The sequence below is a fragment of the Streptomyces boluensis genome, assembly GCF_009908195.1.
GTDB classification, from domain to species: domain Bacteria; phylum Actinomycetota; class Actinomycetes; order Streptomycetales; family Streptomycetaceae; genus Streptomyces; species Streptomyces boluensis.
On the sequence record NZ_JAAAHS010000178.1, the window covers coordinates 1 to 14,812 of the forward strand.

Sequence of the window (14,812 nt, forward strand, 5' to 3'; positions counted from 1 at the left end):
CGTACACCACCACCCTCCCGGTCCCCCGCCTGACCCTGCTCCTCGCCCTCTCCCTCACCATCGGCATCCTGGCAGCGCTCTGGCCGGCCCGGCGCGCGTCCCGGCTGAACATGCTGGGAGCGATCAACTCACAGTAGGGGGCAGGGGGTTACCCGATTCCTGCGATGCCTGTGCGGCGCGGGGGAGCGCCCTGAACCCGATCTAGCCGTGCAGCCAGATCCGCAGCGGGCCGACCGGCTCGAAGCCATGGCGCAGGGCAGCCGCCAGGTCATCGCCGTGCTCGTAGCCGACCACCGGCAGGGTGGGGAACAGCCAGTGCACGGCGTCGAGTACGACCGGCCAGGCCGCGTCAGGTCCTCCATCCAGCGCGAAGACGTTGGAGATTCCGACGACCTGGTCGCTGCGGCTCGCCACCGCTCCGGCGACCACCCGGCCGTCGGCGGACCGGCCGGCGAGTACGAAGGTGGCCGGGTCGTCGAGCAGTTCGGGCCGGAAGAGGTCCGCGTTGCCGTCCCCGTTGTCCCAGGCGAGCGCCCAGGCGAGCAGCGTGTCCGGATCACCCGCCACGTTCCAGTCAAGGTCCGGCGTGATGGTGGGTGCGCTCGCCGGGCGGTGGATCCACTCCGCTTCGAAGAGGGCCTGGAACCCGGCCTCCGTCAGGTCGAGGTCGGCGAAGCTGTCCTTGACGGAGGCACCAGGCACTGCGGTGTCGATCCGCGCCGCCAGCGCGGCCGGGTCGGCGCCCGGCACCAGGGTCACCGCGTCGGGGTAGTACAGCGGCGTGCGGGCCGGGGCGGTCCAGGCCTGTACGCCGAACTCGCCTGCCAGGCCGTGCGATCGGCTCATCGCTGCGCACCACTCGGCGTTGTTGCGGGCGGCCGCCTGGACAAGGAGCTGCTTCGACTTGGTCACAAGTGCGGATCATGCCTGTCCCGGCCCGGCCCGTCGAACGGTTAGTGGGTAGCCGGCGCGACGGAGGAAAAGCGTGGTTCCCCGGCCTCGCCACCGGCCGGGGAACCGTGTCACTGCTGGAGCGGTCAGTCCTGTCCGTCGCCGTTGTAGCGGTAGATGTTCCCCGCGGCGTTGACGCCCCAGACGGTGCCGTCAGCGGCGGCGCCGATGTCGGTGAGGCTGCCCGAGATCTGGTTCCACGGGCTGGAGCCGAGGTCGTCGTAGCCGGAGAAGCTGTAGATGTTGTCGTTGGAGTTGACGCCCCACACGTTCGTCCGCGACCCGGCCGCGATACGGGTCAGGTTCCCGGAGATCTCGACCCAGTGGTTCTTGTTGTTCTGGTCCCCGGCGTACCGGTAGATGTTGCCGTTGCGGTTGACGCCCCAGACCGTGCCGTCAGCACCCGCACCGATGTCGGCCAGGCTGCCGGGGATCTTGATCCACGGGCTCGGGTCGAGGAAGTCGTAGCCGGAGAACTTGTAGATGTCGCCGGCGGCATTGACGCCCCACACGTTCGTCCGGGAACCGACCGCGATACGGGTCAGATTGCCGGGGATCTGAACCCAGTAGTCAGCGCTTTCCTCCTGGTCGCCGGCGTAGCGGTAGATGTTGCCCGCCCTGTTCACACCCCACACGGTGCCGTCGGCGGCAGCACCGATGTCGGCCAGGCTGCCCGGAATCTGAATCCACGGGCTGGACTGCAGGTCGTCGAAACCGGAGAACTTGTAGATGTTGCCAGCACCGTTGACACCCCACACGTTCGTCCGGGAACCGGCCGAGATCGCGGTGAGGTTGCCACGGATCTGCTTCCACTCAGGCATGCCTGGCTACTTTCAGTCGAGTCGAGGAGTCCGAACCCCCACACTCTTGGCGCCGCAGCACCCGGCCGCAGACCGCCTGATCGACAAAGCAGGCAGAAAATCGATGTTTGACCGCGGCCGGGCCCCTGCCCGTCCGGAGGGAGAGGCCCCTGGTCAGACCGTGATCGGCCGAATGAAACGTCACCCGTCCAGGGCCGCAAGAAATCCGCGCGTTGACTCTGCGTCCGCAGAGGGCCCGTTGCACTGGGCTGGTCTGCCGAAATCCGTTCCGTGGACGAGTACGGGCACGAGCACGAGCACGAGCACGAGCACTTGATGAAGCGTCTTCGAACGGCTCGTCACCGACTCGGCCCTCTCACCGATCCGGACCCCTCCAGCAAGAGCCCCCTGGACGGTGAGGCGGCGAAAGCCGAATAGCCAGGTGATGGACCACTCGATCTTCCCCCCCTCCCCAGACCCAACGGGCCGGTCTCCAAGGGGCGTCAGGCGGGACGTCGGGGACGGATCAGCCGGCTGTCCAGACGACCGGCTTGTCGCTGTACGCGTCGCCCTCGTCGAATTCGGCGCCCGTGACGTCGCCGCTCCGCGACGCGGCGAGCGAGCAGGTCTCGAACGACCCGCCCTTGCCGAACTCGGCGGGCGCGGATTCCTTCTCGCACTTGCCCGGGATGTCACCGATCAGCGAGACGCCTGTGCTCTGGCCACCGTCGAGAAGGCCCCTCAGCTGTACGTACGCGCGCGCGAGGTCGGCGTCGCCGACGTTCTCCACCTTCATCTTGATGAAGTACGGCGTCAGGCCCTTCGCCCGCTCGCCGAACTTGGACATGTCGGCTTCAGCGCCCTTGTCGATCGCTGTGACGGTGATGGCGAGGGTGCCCTTCTTCTTGGCGTACTCGAAGGGCAGGACCGCCTTGTCGCCGACCTTGAGCTCGGTGCCCGGCGCGGTGACATCACCCGCGGGCTGGGCGTCGCCGCCCTCGTTCTCGCCGCCGTCGGCGCTCGGGCTCTCCTTGGCCGGATCGGGCGCCGTCGTCGCCGGCGACTCCTTCTCCGCCGCTCCGTCCTCAGTGTCGCCGCCGCACGCCGTAAGTCCGAGGCCGAGCGTGGTGACCAGAGCGGCCGTCAGTGCGATACGTGCCTTGCGCATGTGTCAGACCCTCGCTATTTGATGAAATTGTCCGCCGATACCGGCGATGTCCCGCGCAGCTTGTCAGGCCAGTGTGCGTATTTGGTGTGTGTCAGATAGCGGGAACGTCTCGACGCGTCGACTCCCACGCCGCGCTCGGCAGGTCCGCAGACGGCTGAGCAGGGCCGGCGTGATCAGCCCAAGCTTGGGTCGTTGACGACAAAGTCGCCGCTCACTGCCGACGAATCTCTGACTAGGTCGAGCGCCGACCAGGTGTGTGCCCGGCGGCGTTGTCGTACCCCATCAGTACGCTCGGGGCCATGAGCGTCTCTCTCTACTACTGCGCGAGCCGGGCGGTGCCGCTCACGGCAGCCGAGACGTCCACGGTCGAACGCATCGTCGCCGCCCGCGTGCCGTCCTTCCCGTACCAGGACGAGGAAAGCCTCCGCCTGTACGAAGACGGTGGCGGCGAGCCGGACGAGATCGTGGCCGGGTCCACCAAGATGCCCTTCGACCCCCACCGAGTGCTGCCGGTGATCGTCCATGTGCTGGACTCAGTCACCGAGTTGCGCCGTGCTCTGCCGGGAGCGGAGTGGCGCGTGCACATCCAGGACCTCGATGTCGCGTGGGACGAGGACGAGGGCTACGCCTTGCCCGGCATGCGCGATGCGGGCCTCTAGCCGAGGTCGGCGGCCTGTGAGGAGCACCCTCGCCTGCCTGCGACTCCGGCTCCCATGACTTCCGGACACGGCCTAGGCCCTGTCCGGCGGATCTTGACGCGGATCTTGACGAGGGGTCAGCGGGTCCACCGTCGGCGCCGTGGCAGCACTGGGGGCCGACCGGTCGGCTTCGACCGGCGATCTGCGTGCGTCACCGCCTGACGGTCAGGTGCTGGACTGCGTGCCCTTGGCGGACTTCGTCTTCAGCAGGCTGATGCCGAAGCCCAGGACCGTGATCCCGAAGAAGCACAGCAGCAGGCCGCCGATCTTGGCTTCGGCTTCGGTGTCCGCGCTGCGCCCCGTGTTCGCGGAGCTGGCGACGACAGCGGCCGGATCGGCGACTGCACTGATCCCGCCGTACAGCAGGCCCACCGCAAGGAGAAGCAGGACGACGCCGCCGATGATGCGCCCAGCGGTCCGACGGGGCGGGGCAGCCGACTGGGCGTTCTCGGGGGAACTGGGGGCTGACATGGCCCGGGACGTTATCACTGCCGTCGTCAGGGCGGGCAGGGCGGCCCAGCCAGTGGAACAAGTGCCGGCAGCCCGGCGCTTGTTGGATGCAGGGGCGGACCGGGACGACCTGGCAGCGCCGGCTCGGGCTACCGCCTACGAATCGGTATTCGCCGTGGTGGACGAGCTCGACTGCGGCGGGGACGTGAACGTGTCAGGGGTCGATGTCGGCTGGTCGGTCATGGAGTCCGGCGAGGACGGAGGTTCCACCGGCCGTCCCCTCTCGCCTCTTCACGAAGACCTTTTGACGATGGACCCGAGTGGGCGTGACGGTGCGGAGATGTGGCGTTAGGCCACTGCGGACCCTCATCAACGGTGATGCCGAATAGAGCCAGTAGCGGTCACCCGGCCTTGGCCTCCTCCTCGGCCCGCGCTCGCCTCGAGGCGAGCCGGTAGGAGTCAGTGCCGGTTTCGATGATGGTCCCGTTGAAGGTGAGGCGGTCGACGACGGCCGCGCAGGGCCGGGGGTCTCTGCCCCGGAACGCCCAGCTGAGACCAGGACTGAGACCAGCGACAGCCGAGTCGAGCGGGCCCGGCGCCGCCGACGCATCCGATAAACGAAAACCCCAGGTCAGACAGCGTCTGACCTGGGGTTTGCCGGAGCCCCCTGTCGGATTCGAACCGACGACCTACGCATTACAAGACCGCGAGCGTTCGTGCTGCGTGGTTCTTGCCTGTGCTGCTGAGTGACGTTCTGCCTGATCAGAGCATGTGTGGCCGCCCGGCCTGTGCTCGCCGATGTTCTGTCGTCCAAAGGCGTCCGGCCACCGGCTGGCCACCGGAGAGTGCGCCAACGACTCCAACAAGACCTGCCGCGCGGGTTGTAGGTCTTCCACAGTGCCTCGTGCGGTCGGCCCCACTCTCCGCGGAAGCACCGACAGGAGCGCTTCAAGCGAAGCCGGTACGGACCGCGAGGCTGGGTATGCGGTCACCTCTCACAGGTCCCCCAACTGCAGGTTGCACCGGAACAAAACGATTGCGCGGGACGGGAGTTAGGTATTGGCAGACCCGTCCGGCAGCCATGGAATCTGTGCCTCGTTGCTACGACTGGTTAGCCGAACCGCATCGAAGCGGAGCGCACCGTAAAGCAATTTTCCGGCCTCACCAAACCGCGGATTCTCCTGATTCTTGGACGCGGCCGGCACCGAAAGGTGCGGGCCACTTTCTGGACATCCGTTTCCGCTTCATGAGGTCAGGTTCCCCATGCGCACTTCCCGTATAGCCGTCACCGCGTCCGTCCTGGGAGCCCTAGCGCTTCCCTTCGTCACCGCGTCCGCCGCCCATGCCGCCCTGCCGGCTGCGCCCCCCGCCTCCACCAGCGGTTACTGCACCGGGCCCGGCCCCTGGGCGGTGCACGGTACGAGTGCGGTGAAGATCCGTTCGCACCCGTCGTCGAAGTCCACAGCGCGCGGTGTGCTGCACAAGTCGCACAGCTTCAAGGCCAAGAAGAAGTCGGGCGGTTGGGTGTACGTCATCAACAAGACCACCGGCATAAAGGGCTGGACCTCAGGGAAGTACGTGTACCGCGCGGCAGGAATGTGTCTCGACTGACCGGCGGGCCACGAAGCATTCCCTTAAGTGCCCGTGACGTAGTCACGTGGCGGGGCAGACCCCGCAGGGAACGACTTCGATCACATCGGGTTAGGGGCCGTACTCCGTGCTGGAGTGCGGCCTCTGCGTTGTGCCCGCCGTAGGACACGGTGACAGGATCGAAGAGCCACCAAGTGCTTGATCTCCATTACCGGCATCGGCATCAGGACCTGCACCCTCATCGGATCGACGTTGACGCCTCCGAACTCGTCGCCGCCGCGACGCCCGGCCATCGTCACCGTGCGTGATGCTGCGTAGGTGCGGGTGCACCATCCCAACGCGAGCGGCTGCCCCCCGTCTGGAATACCGCTCTGGCCATTTCGATTGGTCCCCATGTAAGGATCGCGGAAGGGGGACGCTGGTGGCCGAGCTGATGCTGTTTCGGCAGGATGCCGAGGGGCGGGATGCTGAGCTTCGGGGTTCGACGGTGGCGCTGGAGGCTGAGCTGCAGCGTCGCGTCGAGACGGGGCTTGAGCAGATGCTCGGCATCCGGTTCCTGGCGTCTGAGTACGCGACCGGTCCGTGGCATCGGGGGCGGATCGACACCTTGGGGCTGGACGAGAACGGCAGCCCGGTGGTGATCGAGTTCAAGAAGGGCTCCGACAGCGGGGTGCTGTCGCAGGCCGTCTCCTACATGACCTGGTTGGAGTCGGCGCACTACGAGTTCGAGGCGCTGGTCCGGAAGGTGCTGGGCGCGGAGGTTGCCGAGTCCATCGACTGGCGTCGCCCGCGGATGGTCTGCATCGCGGCCAGCTTCTCTCACCACGATCGCGTGGCCGTGCAGCGGCTGCCCGAGCGGATCGACCTGGTGCGCTACCGCATCTTCGAGGGCGGCCTGTTGAGCCTTCTGCTCGTCGACTCCTGGCCTGGCGCGCCGACCGCAGCTTCGTCCCGGCGGAATCGGGGGCGGGAGGCGGCGGTCGAGAGCGCGCCAGCTGGACCGGCGGCTTCTCCGCCAGTGAGCGCCGGCCTCGTCCCGGGGTCTCTGCGAGACCTGTACGCAGAGTTGGACGACGCGCTCACCGCGTGGGGCGAGGTTGAAGTGGCGCCGCTGCGGCACTACATCGCCTACCGGCGGCTGGTGAACGTGGCATCGGTGATCTTCCGTCCGAAGCACGAGGCGATCCTGGTGTACCTCAGACTCGACCCGGATACGGTCGAGTTGGAGGAGGGCTTCACCCGGGACATGCGCGGCATTGGGCACCTGGGGACCGGGGACCTGGAGGTGCGCCTCGTCTCGGCGGCCGACCTGGAGAAGGCGGCGCCGCTGATCCGGCGAGCGTACGAGGCGGCCTGACGCAGGAGTAGCTGCGCCAGGGCTCCGCAGGAATCGTCGCGCCGGAGTTGCGTAGTGCCCGCTTCGCTCGTCGAGGGCGGTCACCTTGTCCCGGGACGGCTCGTCTACGCCGACCCAGAGCCGCCGAGTCCGGCGAGGACGCTCAGGGAGAGGCTCTGCGTGAATCCCGATTCGGGGAGGCGGCGGAGGATCCTCTCCCAGAGTTCGGGTTCGATCCCGGAGCCGCGTCCTACAGATTCGGTCCGGAGATCGAGGATGGCCGTCTTGCCGCCGTCTCCGAGGACGAACTGCTGGTCCCCGCACAGGCCCTCATCGGTATCACCGCGGAACCGCTTGAGATGAAGGGGAAGCCCGAACTCTGGGTGGGCGAGAGCGGCGACGATGTTGTGCGGGCCCGGTCCCTGCCGACGGACGTGAGAGGTGCGCAGGACCAGTCGTGCCGTTTCACCGCTGCCGTGGTAGCCGTCGGCGAAGAATGTGTTGGACACGGTGTGCAGGAGGGCCGCCCGGCGGAGCAGCCCGCTGCCCAGCCACGCACCACGTCGTTGGACCTGCGTATATGTGTCGTCCACGTCTTCCCACCTGGCGTGATGGGCTCGCTCGGCTTTACTCCACGCCTTGGGCGAGGACTGCCAGCACAGGAATGCGGGGGTCGGGTCGATCCACTCGTCCAGCATCCTCGCGACTGCCTTGCGCCAGGAAGTCGCGGGCAGGCCAGTCAGGCGCAGCCGGGTGGGCGTTCCGAGCACGCGCAGTTCGATCGCCGTTAGTTCGCGTCGTGTGATGCGCAGGCCGGGCACGCCGTGGACCTCGTGGTCGGAGACGTACGTGGGGAGCAGGTTGAAGAGGATCTCGGCTGCCCTCACTTCGCTCTCCACGCGAAGGGCGATGCCGTCCGGCTCCGGGTACACCGCGGCGATTCCGAGAGGATGGCGGGTGTAGCAGTGTCGGGACTCCAGGAGGTTCACGAAAACCCGTGCCTCCAGGAACTGCTGGTCGCTCGAAGCGGCTGTCGGGATGGGCGGCGCTTCAGGATCAAGCAGGCCGATTGCCCGGTGGGCCTGCTGGACGCTCTCGCCTGTGTACCGGCACCGGAGCAGGTGGATGTCTTGCCGCATCGTGCTCATGGGTCTCTCCTGAACGTCTCGGCCCAGGACGTGCGGAAGTTGAGATCCCAATGAAGCGTGGAGGGGCATCTGGAAACCGGTTCACCCGAGCTTGGAGACGAAAGGGGCCGATGTGTCTCCGGGGAGCGGTGGCTGGCCGCAGCTGGAAGGTAGCAGGGCCTACGTCCGACTTTCGCCCTTCTGGCAATCCTGGGCGCGCCGTTCACCCGGACGGTGGCAGCTGCTTGCCGGATCAGCTTCGGCTCGGCTACGGTCCGCCCCGGGTTGAGGGACCCTCGTCGTGCGCCCCGGATCGATCGCGCAGCGTGTCGAAAGCCCCAGGTGCCCTCCCTGTATTGCCGCACCCCGAACAACCATCGTTCTCGCAGGCAATGGCTCATCCCGCGCTGAGGATCCGGCAGCGCATGGTGAAGGGAGCTGCCATGCCAAAAAGCGAACTGATCGACCTGTGCCGCCGCTACACCGGGGAGACCTGGTCCGGTGCGAAAGAGCGCATCGAGCGGTTGCCCGAAGGAAGCCCGCCCATCCCCGCAGCCCAGGGTCAGCAGGCCTTCCTTGAGAGCCAGGTCCTTCGGGCCCTGCTGGACCACCCCACCACCTACACGACCCGGCCTCTGCGCATTCTGCGTGTTATCCCCAACGAGCGTCGTCCCGTCGTCCGCTTCGCGGCCGACTCCGATCCGGACGGATTGGCCGACCTGATCTCCTGGGGTCTCTTCTCGTCCGGAGGCAAGCACGATCTGCACGGAATCAGCGGTCTACGCGTGGCCAAGGACGGCCATGGCAGGCTCGACCTCGAACTCCATGGAACCAACGCGCGTATCCGGCTAGAGGGCGTACCCGACCGAGCCTGGGCGCAGGCGGAGGAAATCCGACACATGACTGCGGTCAAGCACAACGAGCAGTCACCGTGCAGGCACCTCGGTCTGACGCAGGGCGAGCGGGCTTTCGCTCACGAGCACGGATGGTTCGAGCGGCAATGGCAGGAGACTGCAGAGTTCGGCAGCGCGCTACTGCGTCGCCTGCTGATCTTCCGGTCAGGAGCCGACTGGCTCGACATGGCCGGTTTCACCAAGCATGCCGACACATACGGGTTTCAGTTGACCTTCGCAGGAACGCGTTGGACGGATCACGACCTCCTCGTTGAGCACCTCACCCACCCCGTCTGCGGGATCGCACTCACGGAGGACATGCGCACCTGCTCGTGCAGCTACGGGAAGAAGGGCTGCCGCCTCTGGTTCAACGGTCCCGATCACGCACCCGGCCGGCTCGACTTGCAGATGCTCGAGGCGGGTCCGGACTGTGAAGTCGCCGAGTACAACCAAGCGCTCGCCTTCACCGGCAGTCCCAGCACCCAGATCGCACGCGTGACGGGAAACCCCCCGGGCATGACTGCGGACTGTGCCCCGAACTGCCACCGCCATCACGACACGGTCGGGCATCTTCAGCGCGTGATTAAGAGGCGGGAGAAGGAACTTCATCGCCTTCGGCAGAAAGCTCATTGACGGCTCGTAGACGACCAGGTCCACGCTCCTCAGCCTGTACCCACGGCGTGTCTACACCGGAGCACCTCTCTGAACCGCTTCGGGCACCTACGCCGGACGTAGGCACGACAATGGGCGGCCGGAGCAACACTGAACTCAAGCTCCGACCGCCCATCGGCATGTGGTCTGCCTGGCGCCGGCCTGCTGGTCTCACCTTTATGCCTCCGGTCCGGCCAGGGCGAAGTCGTCCTTCGTCAGCTCGGCGCGGAGCCGCTGCTCGGCCACGTCAGCGTAGTGCGAGGACAGTTCGACGCCCACGAAGCGACGTCCCTCGCGAAGGGCCGCGACGCCCGTGGAGCCGCTGCCGGTGAACGGGTCGAGGACGACGCCGTCCTCGGGACAGATCTGTACGAGCTGCTGCATGATCTCGACCGGCTTCTGGGTGATGTGCACGCGGTCCTTGCGGGGCTGCGAGGCGATGAAGTGGCCGGGCAGGTACAGGTCCCGGTCCTTGGCCAGGCTGCCCTTGACTCCCCAGGTGATGAACTCGGCGGACTGCTTGAAGCCGCCCTTGCGCGGCCTGCTGGCGGGCTTGATCCAAGGGATCGTGCCGCTCCAGGTCCACCCGGCCATCTGCAGGGCGTCGGATGTGGTCGGCTCCTGGCGCCAGTCGGAGAAGACGACGGCGACCGCGTGCTCGGTCGCGGCCCGGTAGGACTCGGTGAGCAGTTCGGTCAGCCAGGAGCGGTACGAGCGCTGATCGCGGTTCTCACCGGGGAAGTTGGCGAGGTCGTGGGCCGAGTTGCTGGTGACGTACTTGGCCCGCGCGGTACGCCCGGTGCGGTCCGCGCTGGTGCGCCCGCCGGAGTTGTACGGGGGGTCGGTGATCACGGCGTCGACGCTCTCATCCGGGAGGGACTTCAGCACGGTCAGGGCGTCGCCTCGGTGCAGCGTGTAGCTCATGTGGGAGGGCCTCTCTCAGGCATCGCGGATCTGGGCCCGCGCCGGGACAGCCTCAACGGCGTTCAGCTCGGGCGGGGTTGGGCCGGAGGTTAGCGGCGTTATCCGGCCGGACCTAACGAGGTGGACCATGCTGTCGGCCCGCGTCTGGGAGTCGTTTGGCGCGGCCGGAATCCCGTTCTACTGTCTCGCCGTGTCACCGGGCAGGAGCCTCGCTCCACCCCCGCTGACCTGTGCTTATCCGTGCTGTCTCGTCCAGTCGAAAGGTACGGAAGGCACGCTGCCCTCTTTCCTTCCGCACGCCGTCAGGAGCCCCGGTGTACTGCCTGAGATTACGAGCGCGGCTGGCTGCCGCGCGTGACCTGACACCGGCGTCCGGGAGCTACCAACTCCCCTGACCCGGGCCCGCCCGAGCGGCGGATGCACATCGGCGCGGTGCCGACGGCTTTGCACGAGAAGTCGGCACCGCGTCTCCTACGAACACCGAGGAGCCGCTGCGATGCAGCATGCCCTGATACCTCCGCGCGCCGACCCGTCAGCCGGTTGGCACCGCCGCCTCGGTGAACGGCGGCGGCGATGAAGAAGACGACCGGAGCCGTCCTCGGTCTCTGCGCGACCGGCCCGATCCTGTTGGCCGCTCCGATCCTCGCCATCGGGGCCGGGACCGCCTCAGCCTCCGCGCCCTGCTCGACGGATGGCGCGCAGGGTGTGGATACCGGGGCCGTCGCCACGCAGGTGAAGAACATCCTGGACGGCGGCGGCAAGGGCTCGGTCTCCGTGCCGGGCCTGGACGACCCGGCCGAACAGGTGCCCCATGCCAAGACGATCCAGGCCACCGGCGTCGCAATGAACATCCCGGCCCGAGGGCAGGTCGTGGCTCTGGCGACCGCCCTGCAGGAGAGCGGCCTGCGGAACCTGACCTACGGCGACCGTGACTCGCTGGGGCTGTTCCAACAGCGTCCCTCGCAGGGCTGGGGCACGGCGAACCAGATCCTCGACCCGGTGCACGCCTCGACCAAGTTCTACGAGGGACTCCAGCAGGTCCCGGGCTGGCAGTCCCTCTCGATCACCCAGGCCGCCCAGGAAGTGCAGAAGTCGGGCTTCCCGGAGGCATACGCCAAGTGGGAACCCCTGGCCACCGCCCTGCAGAAGGCCATCAAGCCCCTGCTGCCAAAGGCCGGTGACCGGTCGCCGAGCCCTTCGCCATCCGGCTCGACCGACACCGGCAAGTCCAGTACCGCGGGCGTCTGTTCGGCGGACGGGGACGGGACCGACTTCGGCATCATCCCGCCCGGCGCGGTGCCTGCCGAGTACAAGATCCCGGCCGACGCTCCGCGAAAGGTCCGGACGGCGATCCGGTGGGCGCTCGGCCAGCTCGGCACGCCGTACCAGTGGGGCGGGACCTGCAAGAACTCCCACGGCAAGGACGCCATGGGCCGGTGCGACTGCTCCTCGCTGATGCAGCAGGCATACAAGGCCGCCGGGGTCACGCTGACGCGGACGACATACACGCAGGTCAAGGACGGCAAGGCGGTATCGGTCGACGCCCTTCGGCCGGGTGACCTCCTCTTCACCGAGGGGACGGCCGCCGTACCCGAGCACGTCGGCATGGCCATCGGGCAGGGCTTGATCGTCCACGCCCCGCACACCGGCGACGTGGTCCGCATCACGACCCTCGCGTCCTGGAAGCCGCAGATCCTCGCGGCCCGCCGAGTCGTCTGACCGGCGCTTCTCACACTCCCCCCCTTTTCCTCGCACCGCCGCTTCGCCCCAGCGGGCTTTGGCGTGCCGTAAAACGAACTGGAGTTCCCTATGTATCTCGCCGACCAGGTCATACAGCTCGCCTACGACCCCGGGATCAGGCCGAACGAGGGCGGCTTGCCGGGCCTGTCCGTCCTCAAGCAGGTGATGGGCTCCATCAACCTCTTCGGCCTCATCGCCGTGGTCGGCGCCCTCGCCGTCAGCGCGGGCGTGTGGGCCTGGGGTCACCACTCCGGCGGTCACCAGGCGGAGGCGAACGGGAAGAAGGGCGTGCTGGTAAGCGCCGGTGCGGCCCTTCTGCTGGGCGCGGCGAACGGCGTGGTGGCCTTCTTCAGCACGCTCGGGACGCAGGTCCACTGATGGCTCCGCACTCCACCCACCCCGGCGGCGCATCGCGCGTGCGCCGCCGGGCGCTGCTCGGCACCACCGTCCTGGTGGTGCTCGTCGCCCTCGCCGGCCTGGCCGCGTACCTCACCCGCGACGGCAGGGGACCCTCCAACTCTCCTGTTCCACCGTCGAGTTCGCCCACTGCTGCCTCCCCATCCGCGTCGCCGTCCGGACCGCACACGCCTCGCACCGGTCCTCGTGCCCTTCCGGACCCGCCGAAGACCCACGACCCCATCAGGTACGGGAAGGCAGCCGCAAAGGCGCTGTGGTCGTACGACACCCGTGCGTACTCGCAGACCGAGCTGCGGAAGGCCTTGCGCGGCTGGTTGACCACGGAGAAGAAGTACGCCGATCAGGCCTCGGTCGACAAGGTCGTCCCCTCTCGCGCGCTGTGGAAGGAGATGGCCGCCAACGGCCAGTTCGCCCGCGCCAAGGTGCACGAGGGGCACTTCCCGCACGCGTTCACGCAGGCCCTTCAGGAGGACCCGGGCGCGATCACCCAGGCATACGTCTACGCCGTCACGGTCTCCGGCAAGCAGTCGATCGCCTGGAAGGGCTCGCCCGACGGCGGCGCGGAGAGCCGTTCCGCCACCCTCGCGGTCCAGTGCCGGCCTGACCACGCCTGCGCTCTGGTCGGTGTCATGCCGTCCGTCGCTCCCTGACCCCGCCCAAGAAAGGAGGTAGCACCATGGGAGTCTGCGACTACCCGCTGATGGACACGGTGTGCGGCACCGTCGAATTCGCCACCAACCCCGCCGGAGCCGTCACCGACGGCATCGGTGCCTGGATTGCGAAGTCGGCGGGCGAGCTGGCGGCCAGCGCGGCGGATCTCGCCGCCAAGACGGTCAACGCGACGACCGCCATCGATCTCAACGCCGGTTGGTTCCGGGACAATTACGAGTTGCTGCTGCCCATCGGGCTCGCGCTGACCGTCGGCACGTTCTGTATCCAGCTCATGTTCGCGGCCTGGCGGCGTGATGAACGTGCCCTGGCCCAGGCGGCGTTCGGCACCATGACCGGCGTCCTCTTCAGCTTCTCCGCCATCGCCTTCACCACCGTCGCCATCACCGTGGTTGACGCCCTGTCCAACGGCCTGTTCCAAGCGGCCAACACGTCCGTCGACGACGCGATCCGCCGCGTGGTCAAGGTCAATCAACTGGGGGCGATGTACAGCTTCGGCTGGGCCGTCCCAGCCCTGGTCGCCCTGGGCTGCGCGATCGGAGCCTTCCTGTACTGGGGCGTCATGGTGGCCCGGAAGGTCGGCGTCCTGATCATGGTCGCGCTCGCAGTCTTCGCCGGGGCCGGCGGCGGCTGGGAGGTCGCCAAACGGTGGCGGCGCGGCTGGATCGAGGCCACCGCCACCCTGATCGTCTCCAAGCTCCTGATGACCGTCGTTTTCCTCATCGGCGTCTCCGCCATGGGCAAAACCGACACCAGCGACGGGATGGGTGCCCTGTCCGACGCGATGGCGGGCATCGTCGTGATGGTCCTAGTGCTTCTGTGCCCCTACGCGACGTACAAGTTCGTGCACTGGGCCAGCGACGGCGGCGGCCACGACGACCTGCACCGCACCGGCGTCGCCGGCATGGCGGTCGCCGCAGGAGCGGCGAAGACCGCGGGCACCCTGGCGATGCAGGCCAAGACCGGAACCCCCGCTCCGCAGGGCCCGAGCAAGGTTCCCGGTGCCGGTGCCGATGGCGTCGCCTCCGGCATCAATCCCTCCGGCGGAAGCCTCAGCAAGGAAGGAATCGACGCCGGTCCGCCCAAGCAGCAGACCCGCTTCCGGTACGGCGAGAACCCGAACGCCACCGGCGACAAGGGCCGAGCCCTGATCCAGCGACCCGGGATCCCACCGCTCATCACGCGTCCCGGCGAGGACGGTTCCGAGGCGCACGTCCCAGGCGTCACCAGCGCGTCGGCGCCGGGCGGCAACCTGACCTCCATGCCGCCTGTCGGCCCCGCGCCCTCGGCCGCCGGTTCTCCGACGCCAACGAACTGGGTGTTCCCCACCCAGCCGCCGTCGGGTTCCTGACCCACCACACCTGGGGGCGGGCTGCATGCCACGGCCCGCCCCCGCCC

General features: G+C 68.0%; 14 protein-coding genes and 1 pseudogene. 8 read left to right on the plus strand and 7 right to left on the minus strand.

Going from position 1 to position 14,812, the window contains the following annotated elements:
• Positions 1-201: 201 nt before the first annotated feature.
• From GUY60_RS21520 to GUY60_RS21530, 3 genes are all read right to left on the minus strand, one after another.
• Complete coding sequence (locus GUY60_RS21520) at positions 202-846, minus strand: hypothetical protein (RefSeq protein WP_188132771.1); 645 nt, start codon at positions 844-846, stop codon at positions 202-204.
• Positions 847-1,037: 191 nt separating this feature from the next.
• Entirely contained in the window at positions 1,038-1,772 is a 735-nt protein-coding gene (locus tag GUY60_RS21525; RefSeq protein WP_161700305.1) for a tectonin domain-containing protein, read from the minus strand.
• A gap of 505 nt (positions 1,773-2,277) precedes the next feature.
• Positions 2,278-2,919 carry a hypothetical protein gene (locus GUY60_RS21530; protein ID WP_161700307.1) on the minus strand — a complete coding sequence of 214 codons (642 nt, stop codon included), beginning with the start codon at positions 2,917-2,919 and terminating at the stop codon, positions 2,278-2,280.
• Positions 2,920-3,218: 299 nt separating this feature from the next.
• Between GUY60_RS21530 and GUY60_RS21535 the strand changes: the two genes are divergently transcribed.
• Entirely contained in the window at positions 3,219-3,578 is a 360-nt protein-coding gene (locus GUY60_RS21535) for a hypothetical protein (RefSeq protein WP_161700309.1), read from the plus strand.
• Positions 3,579-3,782: 204 nt separating this feature from the next.
• Here GUY60_RS21535 and GUY60_RS21540 read toward each other — a convergent pair whose 3' ends face one another.
• Positions 3,783-4,088, minus strand: a complete 306-nt coding sequence (locus GUY60_RS21540) for a hypothetical protein (protein WP_161700311.1) — start codon at positions 4,086-4,088, stop codon at positions 3,783-3,785.
• A 380-nt stretch (positions 4,089-4,468) separates the two neighbouring features.
• Positions 4,469-4,600: pseudogene (locus tag GUY60_RS38560) on the minus strand (IS21-like element helper ATPase IstB); the annotation flags it as partial.
• 730 nt (positions 4,601-5,330) lie between these two features.
• Here GUY60_RS38560 and GUY60_RS21550 point away from each other — a divergent pair.
• A complete protein-coding gene (locus GUY60_RS21550) occupies positions 5,331-5,678 on the plus strand; it encodes an SH3 domain-containing protein (protein WP_161700313.1) in 348 nt (115 codons plus the stop codon).
• A 400-nt stretch (positions 5,679-6,078) separates the two neighbouring features.
• Positions 6,079-7,014 (plus strand): DUF5655 domain-containing protein, encoded by a 936-nt coding sequence (locus GUY60_RS21555; protein WP_187370093.1) that lies wholly within the window; start codon positions 6,079-6,081, stop codon positions 7,012-7,014.
• Between the two features lie 104 nt (positions 7,015-7,118).
• On the opposite strand, the gene GUY60_RS21560 is transcribed toward GUY60_RS21555, so the two are convergent.
• Complete coding sequence (locus tag GUY60_RS21560) at positions 7,119-8,141, minus strand: hypothetical protein (RefSeq protein ID WP_161700315.1); 1,023 nt, start codon at positions 8,139-8,141, stop codon at positions 7,119-7,121.
• Between the two features lie 422 nt (positions 8,142-8,563).
• Here GUY60_RS21560 and GUY60_RS21565 point away from each other — a divergent pair, with 422 nt between their 5' ends.
• Positions 8,564-9,646 carry a hypothetical protein gene (locus GUY60_RS21565; protein WP_161700317.1) on the plus strand — a complete coding sequence of 361 codons (1,083 nt, stop codon included), beginning with the start codon at positions 8,564-8,566 and terminating at the stop codon, positions 9,644-9,646.
• A 195-nt stretch (positions 9,647-9,841) separates the two neighbouring features.
• On the opposite strand, the gene GUY60_RS21570 is transcribed toward GUY60_RS21565, so the two are convergent.
• Positions 9,842-10,588 (minus strand): DNA-methyltransferase, encoded by a 747-nt coding sequence (locus tag GUY60_RS21570; RefSeq protein WP_161700319.1) that lies wholly within the window; start codon positions 10,586-10,588, stop codon positions 9,842-9,844.
• 573 nt (positions 10,589-11,161) lie between these two features.
• Between GUY60_RS21570 and GUY60_RS21575 the strand changes: the two genes are divergently transcribed.
• The 4 genes from GUY60_RS21575 (at position 11,162) to GUY60_RS21590 (ending at position 14,765) form a co-directional block, all read left to right on the plus strand.
• Positions 11,162-12,307 (plus strand): C40 family peptidase, encoded by a 1,146-nt coding sequence (locus GUY60_RS21575; protein ID WP_161700321.1) that lies wholly within the window; start codon positions 11,162-11,164, stop codon positions 12,305-12,307.
• A gap of 90 nt (positions 12,308-12,397) precedes the next feature.
• Entirely contained in the window at positions 12,398-12,706 is a 309-nt protein-coding gene (locus GUY60_RS21580; RefSeq protein WP_161700323.1) for a DUF6112 family protein, read from the plus strand.
• Complete coding sequence (locus GUY60_RS21585) at positions 12,706-13,395, plus strand: hypothetical protein (RefSeq protein WP_161700324.1); 690 nt, start codon at positions 12,706-12,708, stop codon at positions 13,393-13,395. Before GUY60_RS21580 ends, GUY60_RS21585 begins: the two co-directional genes overlap by 1 nt.
• A 26-nt stretch (positions 13,396-13,421) precedes the next feature.
• A complete protein-coding gene (locus GUY60_RS21590; protein ID WP_161700326.1) occupies positions 13,422-14,765 on the plus strand; it encodes an SCO6881 family protein in 1,344 nt (447 codons plus the stop codon).
• Positions 14,766-14,812: the final 47 nt, after the last annotated feature.

What these genes read in the sequence shown, in the direction of transcription:
- GUY60_RS21520 (WP_188132771.1), bottom strand. Translation starts at nt 846, where the DNA reads ATGAGCCGATCGCACGGCCTGGCAGGCGAGTTCGGCGTACAGGCCTGG.
- GUY60_RS21590 (WP_161700326.1), top strand. Translation starts at nt 13,422, where the DNA reads ATGGGAGTCTGCGACTACCCGCTGATGGACACGGTGTGCGGCACCGTC.
- GUY60_RS21580 (WP_161700323.1), top strand. Translation starts at nt 12,398, where the DNA reads ATGTATCTCGCCGACCAGGTCATACAGCTCGCCTACGACCCCGGGATC.
- GUY60_RS21565 (WP_161700317.1), top strand. Translation starts at nt 8,564, where the DNA reads ATGCCAAAAAGCGAACTGATCGACCTGTGCCGCCGCTACACCGGGGAG.
- GUY60_RS21525 (WP_161700305.1), bottom strand. Translation starts at nt 1,772, where the DNA reads ATGCCTGAGTGGAAGCAGATCCGTGGCAACCTCACCGCGATCTCGGCC.
- GUY60_RS21585 (WP_161700324.1), top strand. Translation starts at nt 12,706, where the DNA reads ATGGCTCCGCACTCCACCCACCCCGGCGGCGCATCGCGCGTGCGCCGC.
- GUY60_RS21550 (WP_161700313.1), top strand. Translation starts at nt 5,331, where the DNA reads ATGCGCACTTCCCGTATAGCCGTCACCGCGTCCGTCCTGGGAGCCCTA.
- GUY60_RS21560 (WP_161700315.1), bottom strand. Translation starts at nt 8,141, where the DNA reads ATGAGCACGATGCGGCAAGACATCCACCTGCTCCGGTGCCGGTACACA.
- GUY60_RS21575 (WP_161700321.1), top strand. Translation starts at nt 11,162, where the DNA reads ATGAAGAAGACGACCGGAGCCGTCCTCGGTCTCTGCGCGACCGGCCCG.
- GUY60_RS21570 (WP_161700319.1), bottom strand. Translation starts at nt 10,588, where the DNA reads ATGAGCTACACGCTGCACCGAGGCGACGCCCTGACCGTGCTGAAGTCC.
- GUY60_RS21540 (WP_161700311.1), bottom strand. Translation starts at nt 4,088, where the DNA reads ATGTCAGCCCCCAGTTCCCCCGAGAACGCCCAGTCGGCTGCCCCGCCC.
- GUY60_RS21535 (WP_161700309.1), top strand. Translation starts at nt 3,219, where the DNA reads ATGAGCGTCTCTCTCTACTACTGCGCGAGCCGGGCGGTGCCGCTCACG.
- GUY60_RS21530 (WP_161700307.1), bottom strand. Translation starts at nt 2,919, where the DNA reads ATGCGCAAGGCACGTATCGCACTGACGGCCGCTCTGGTCACCACGCTC.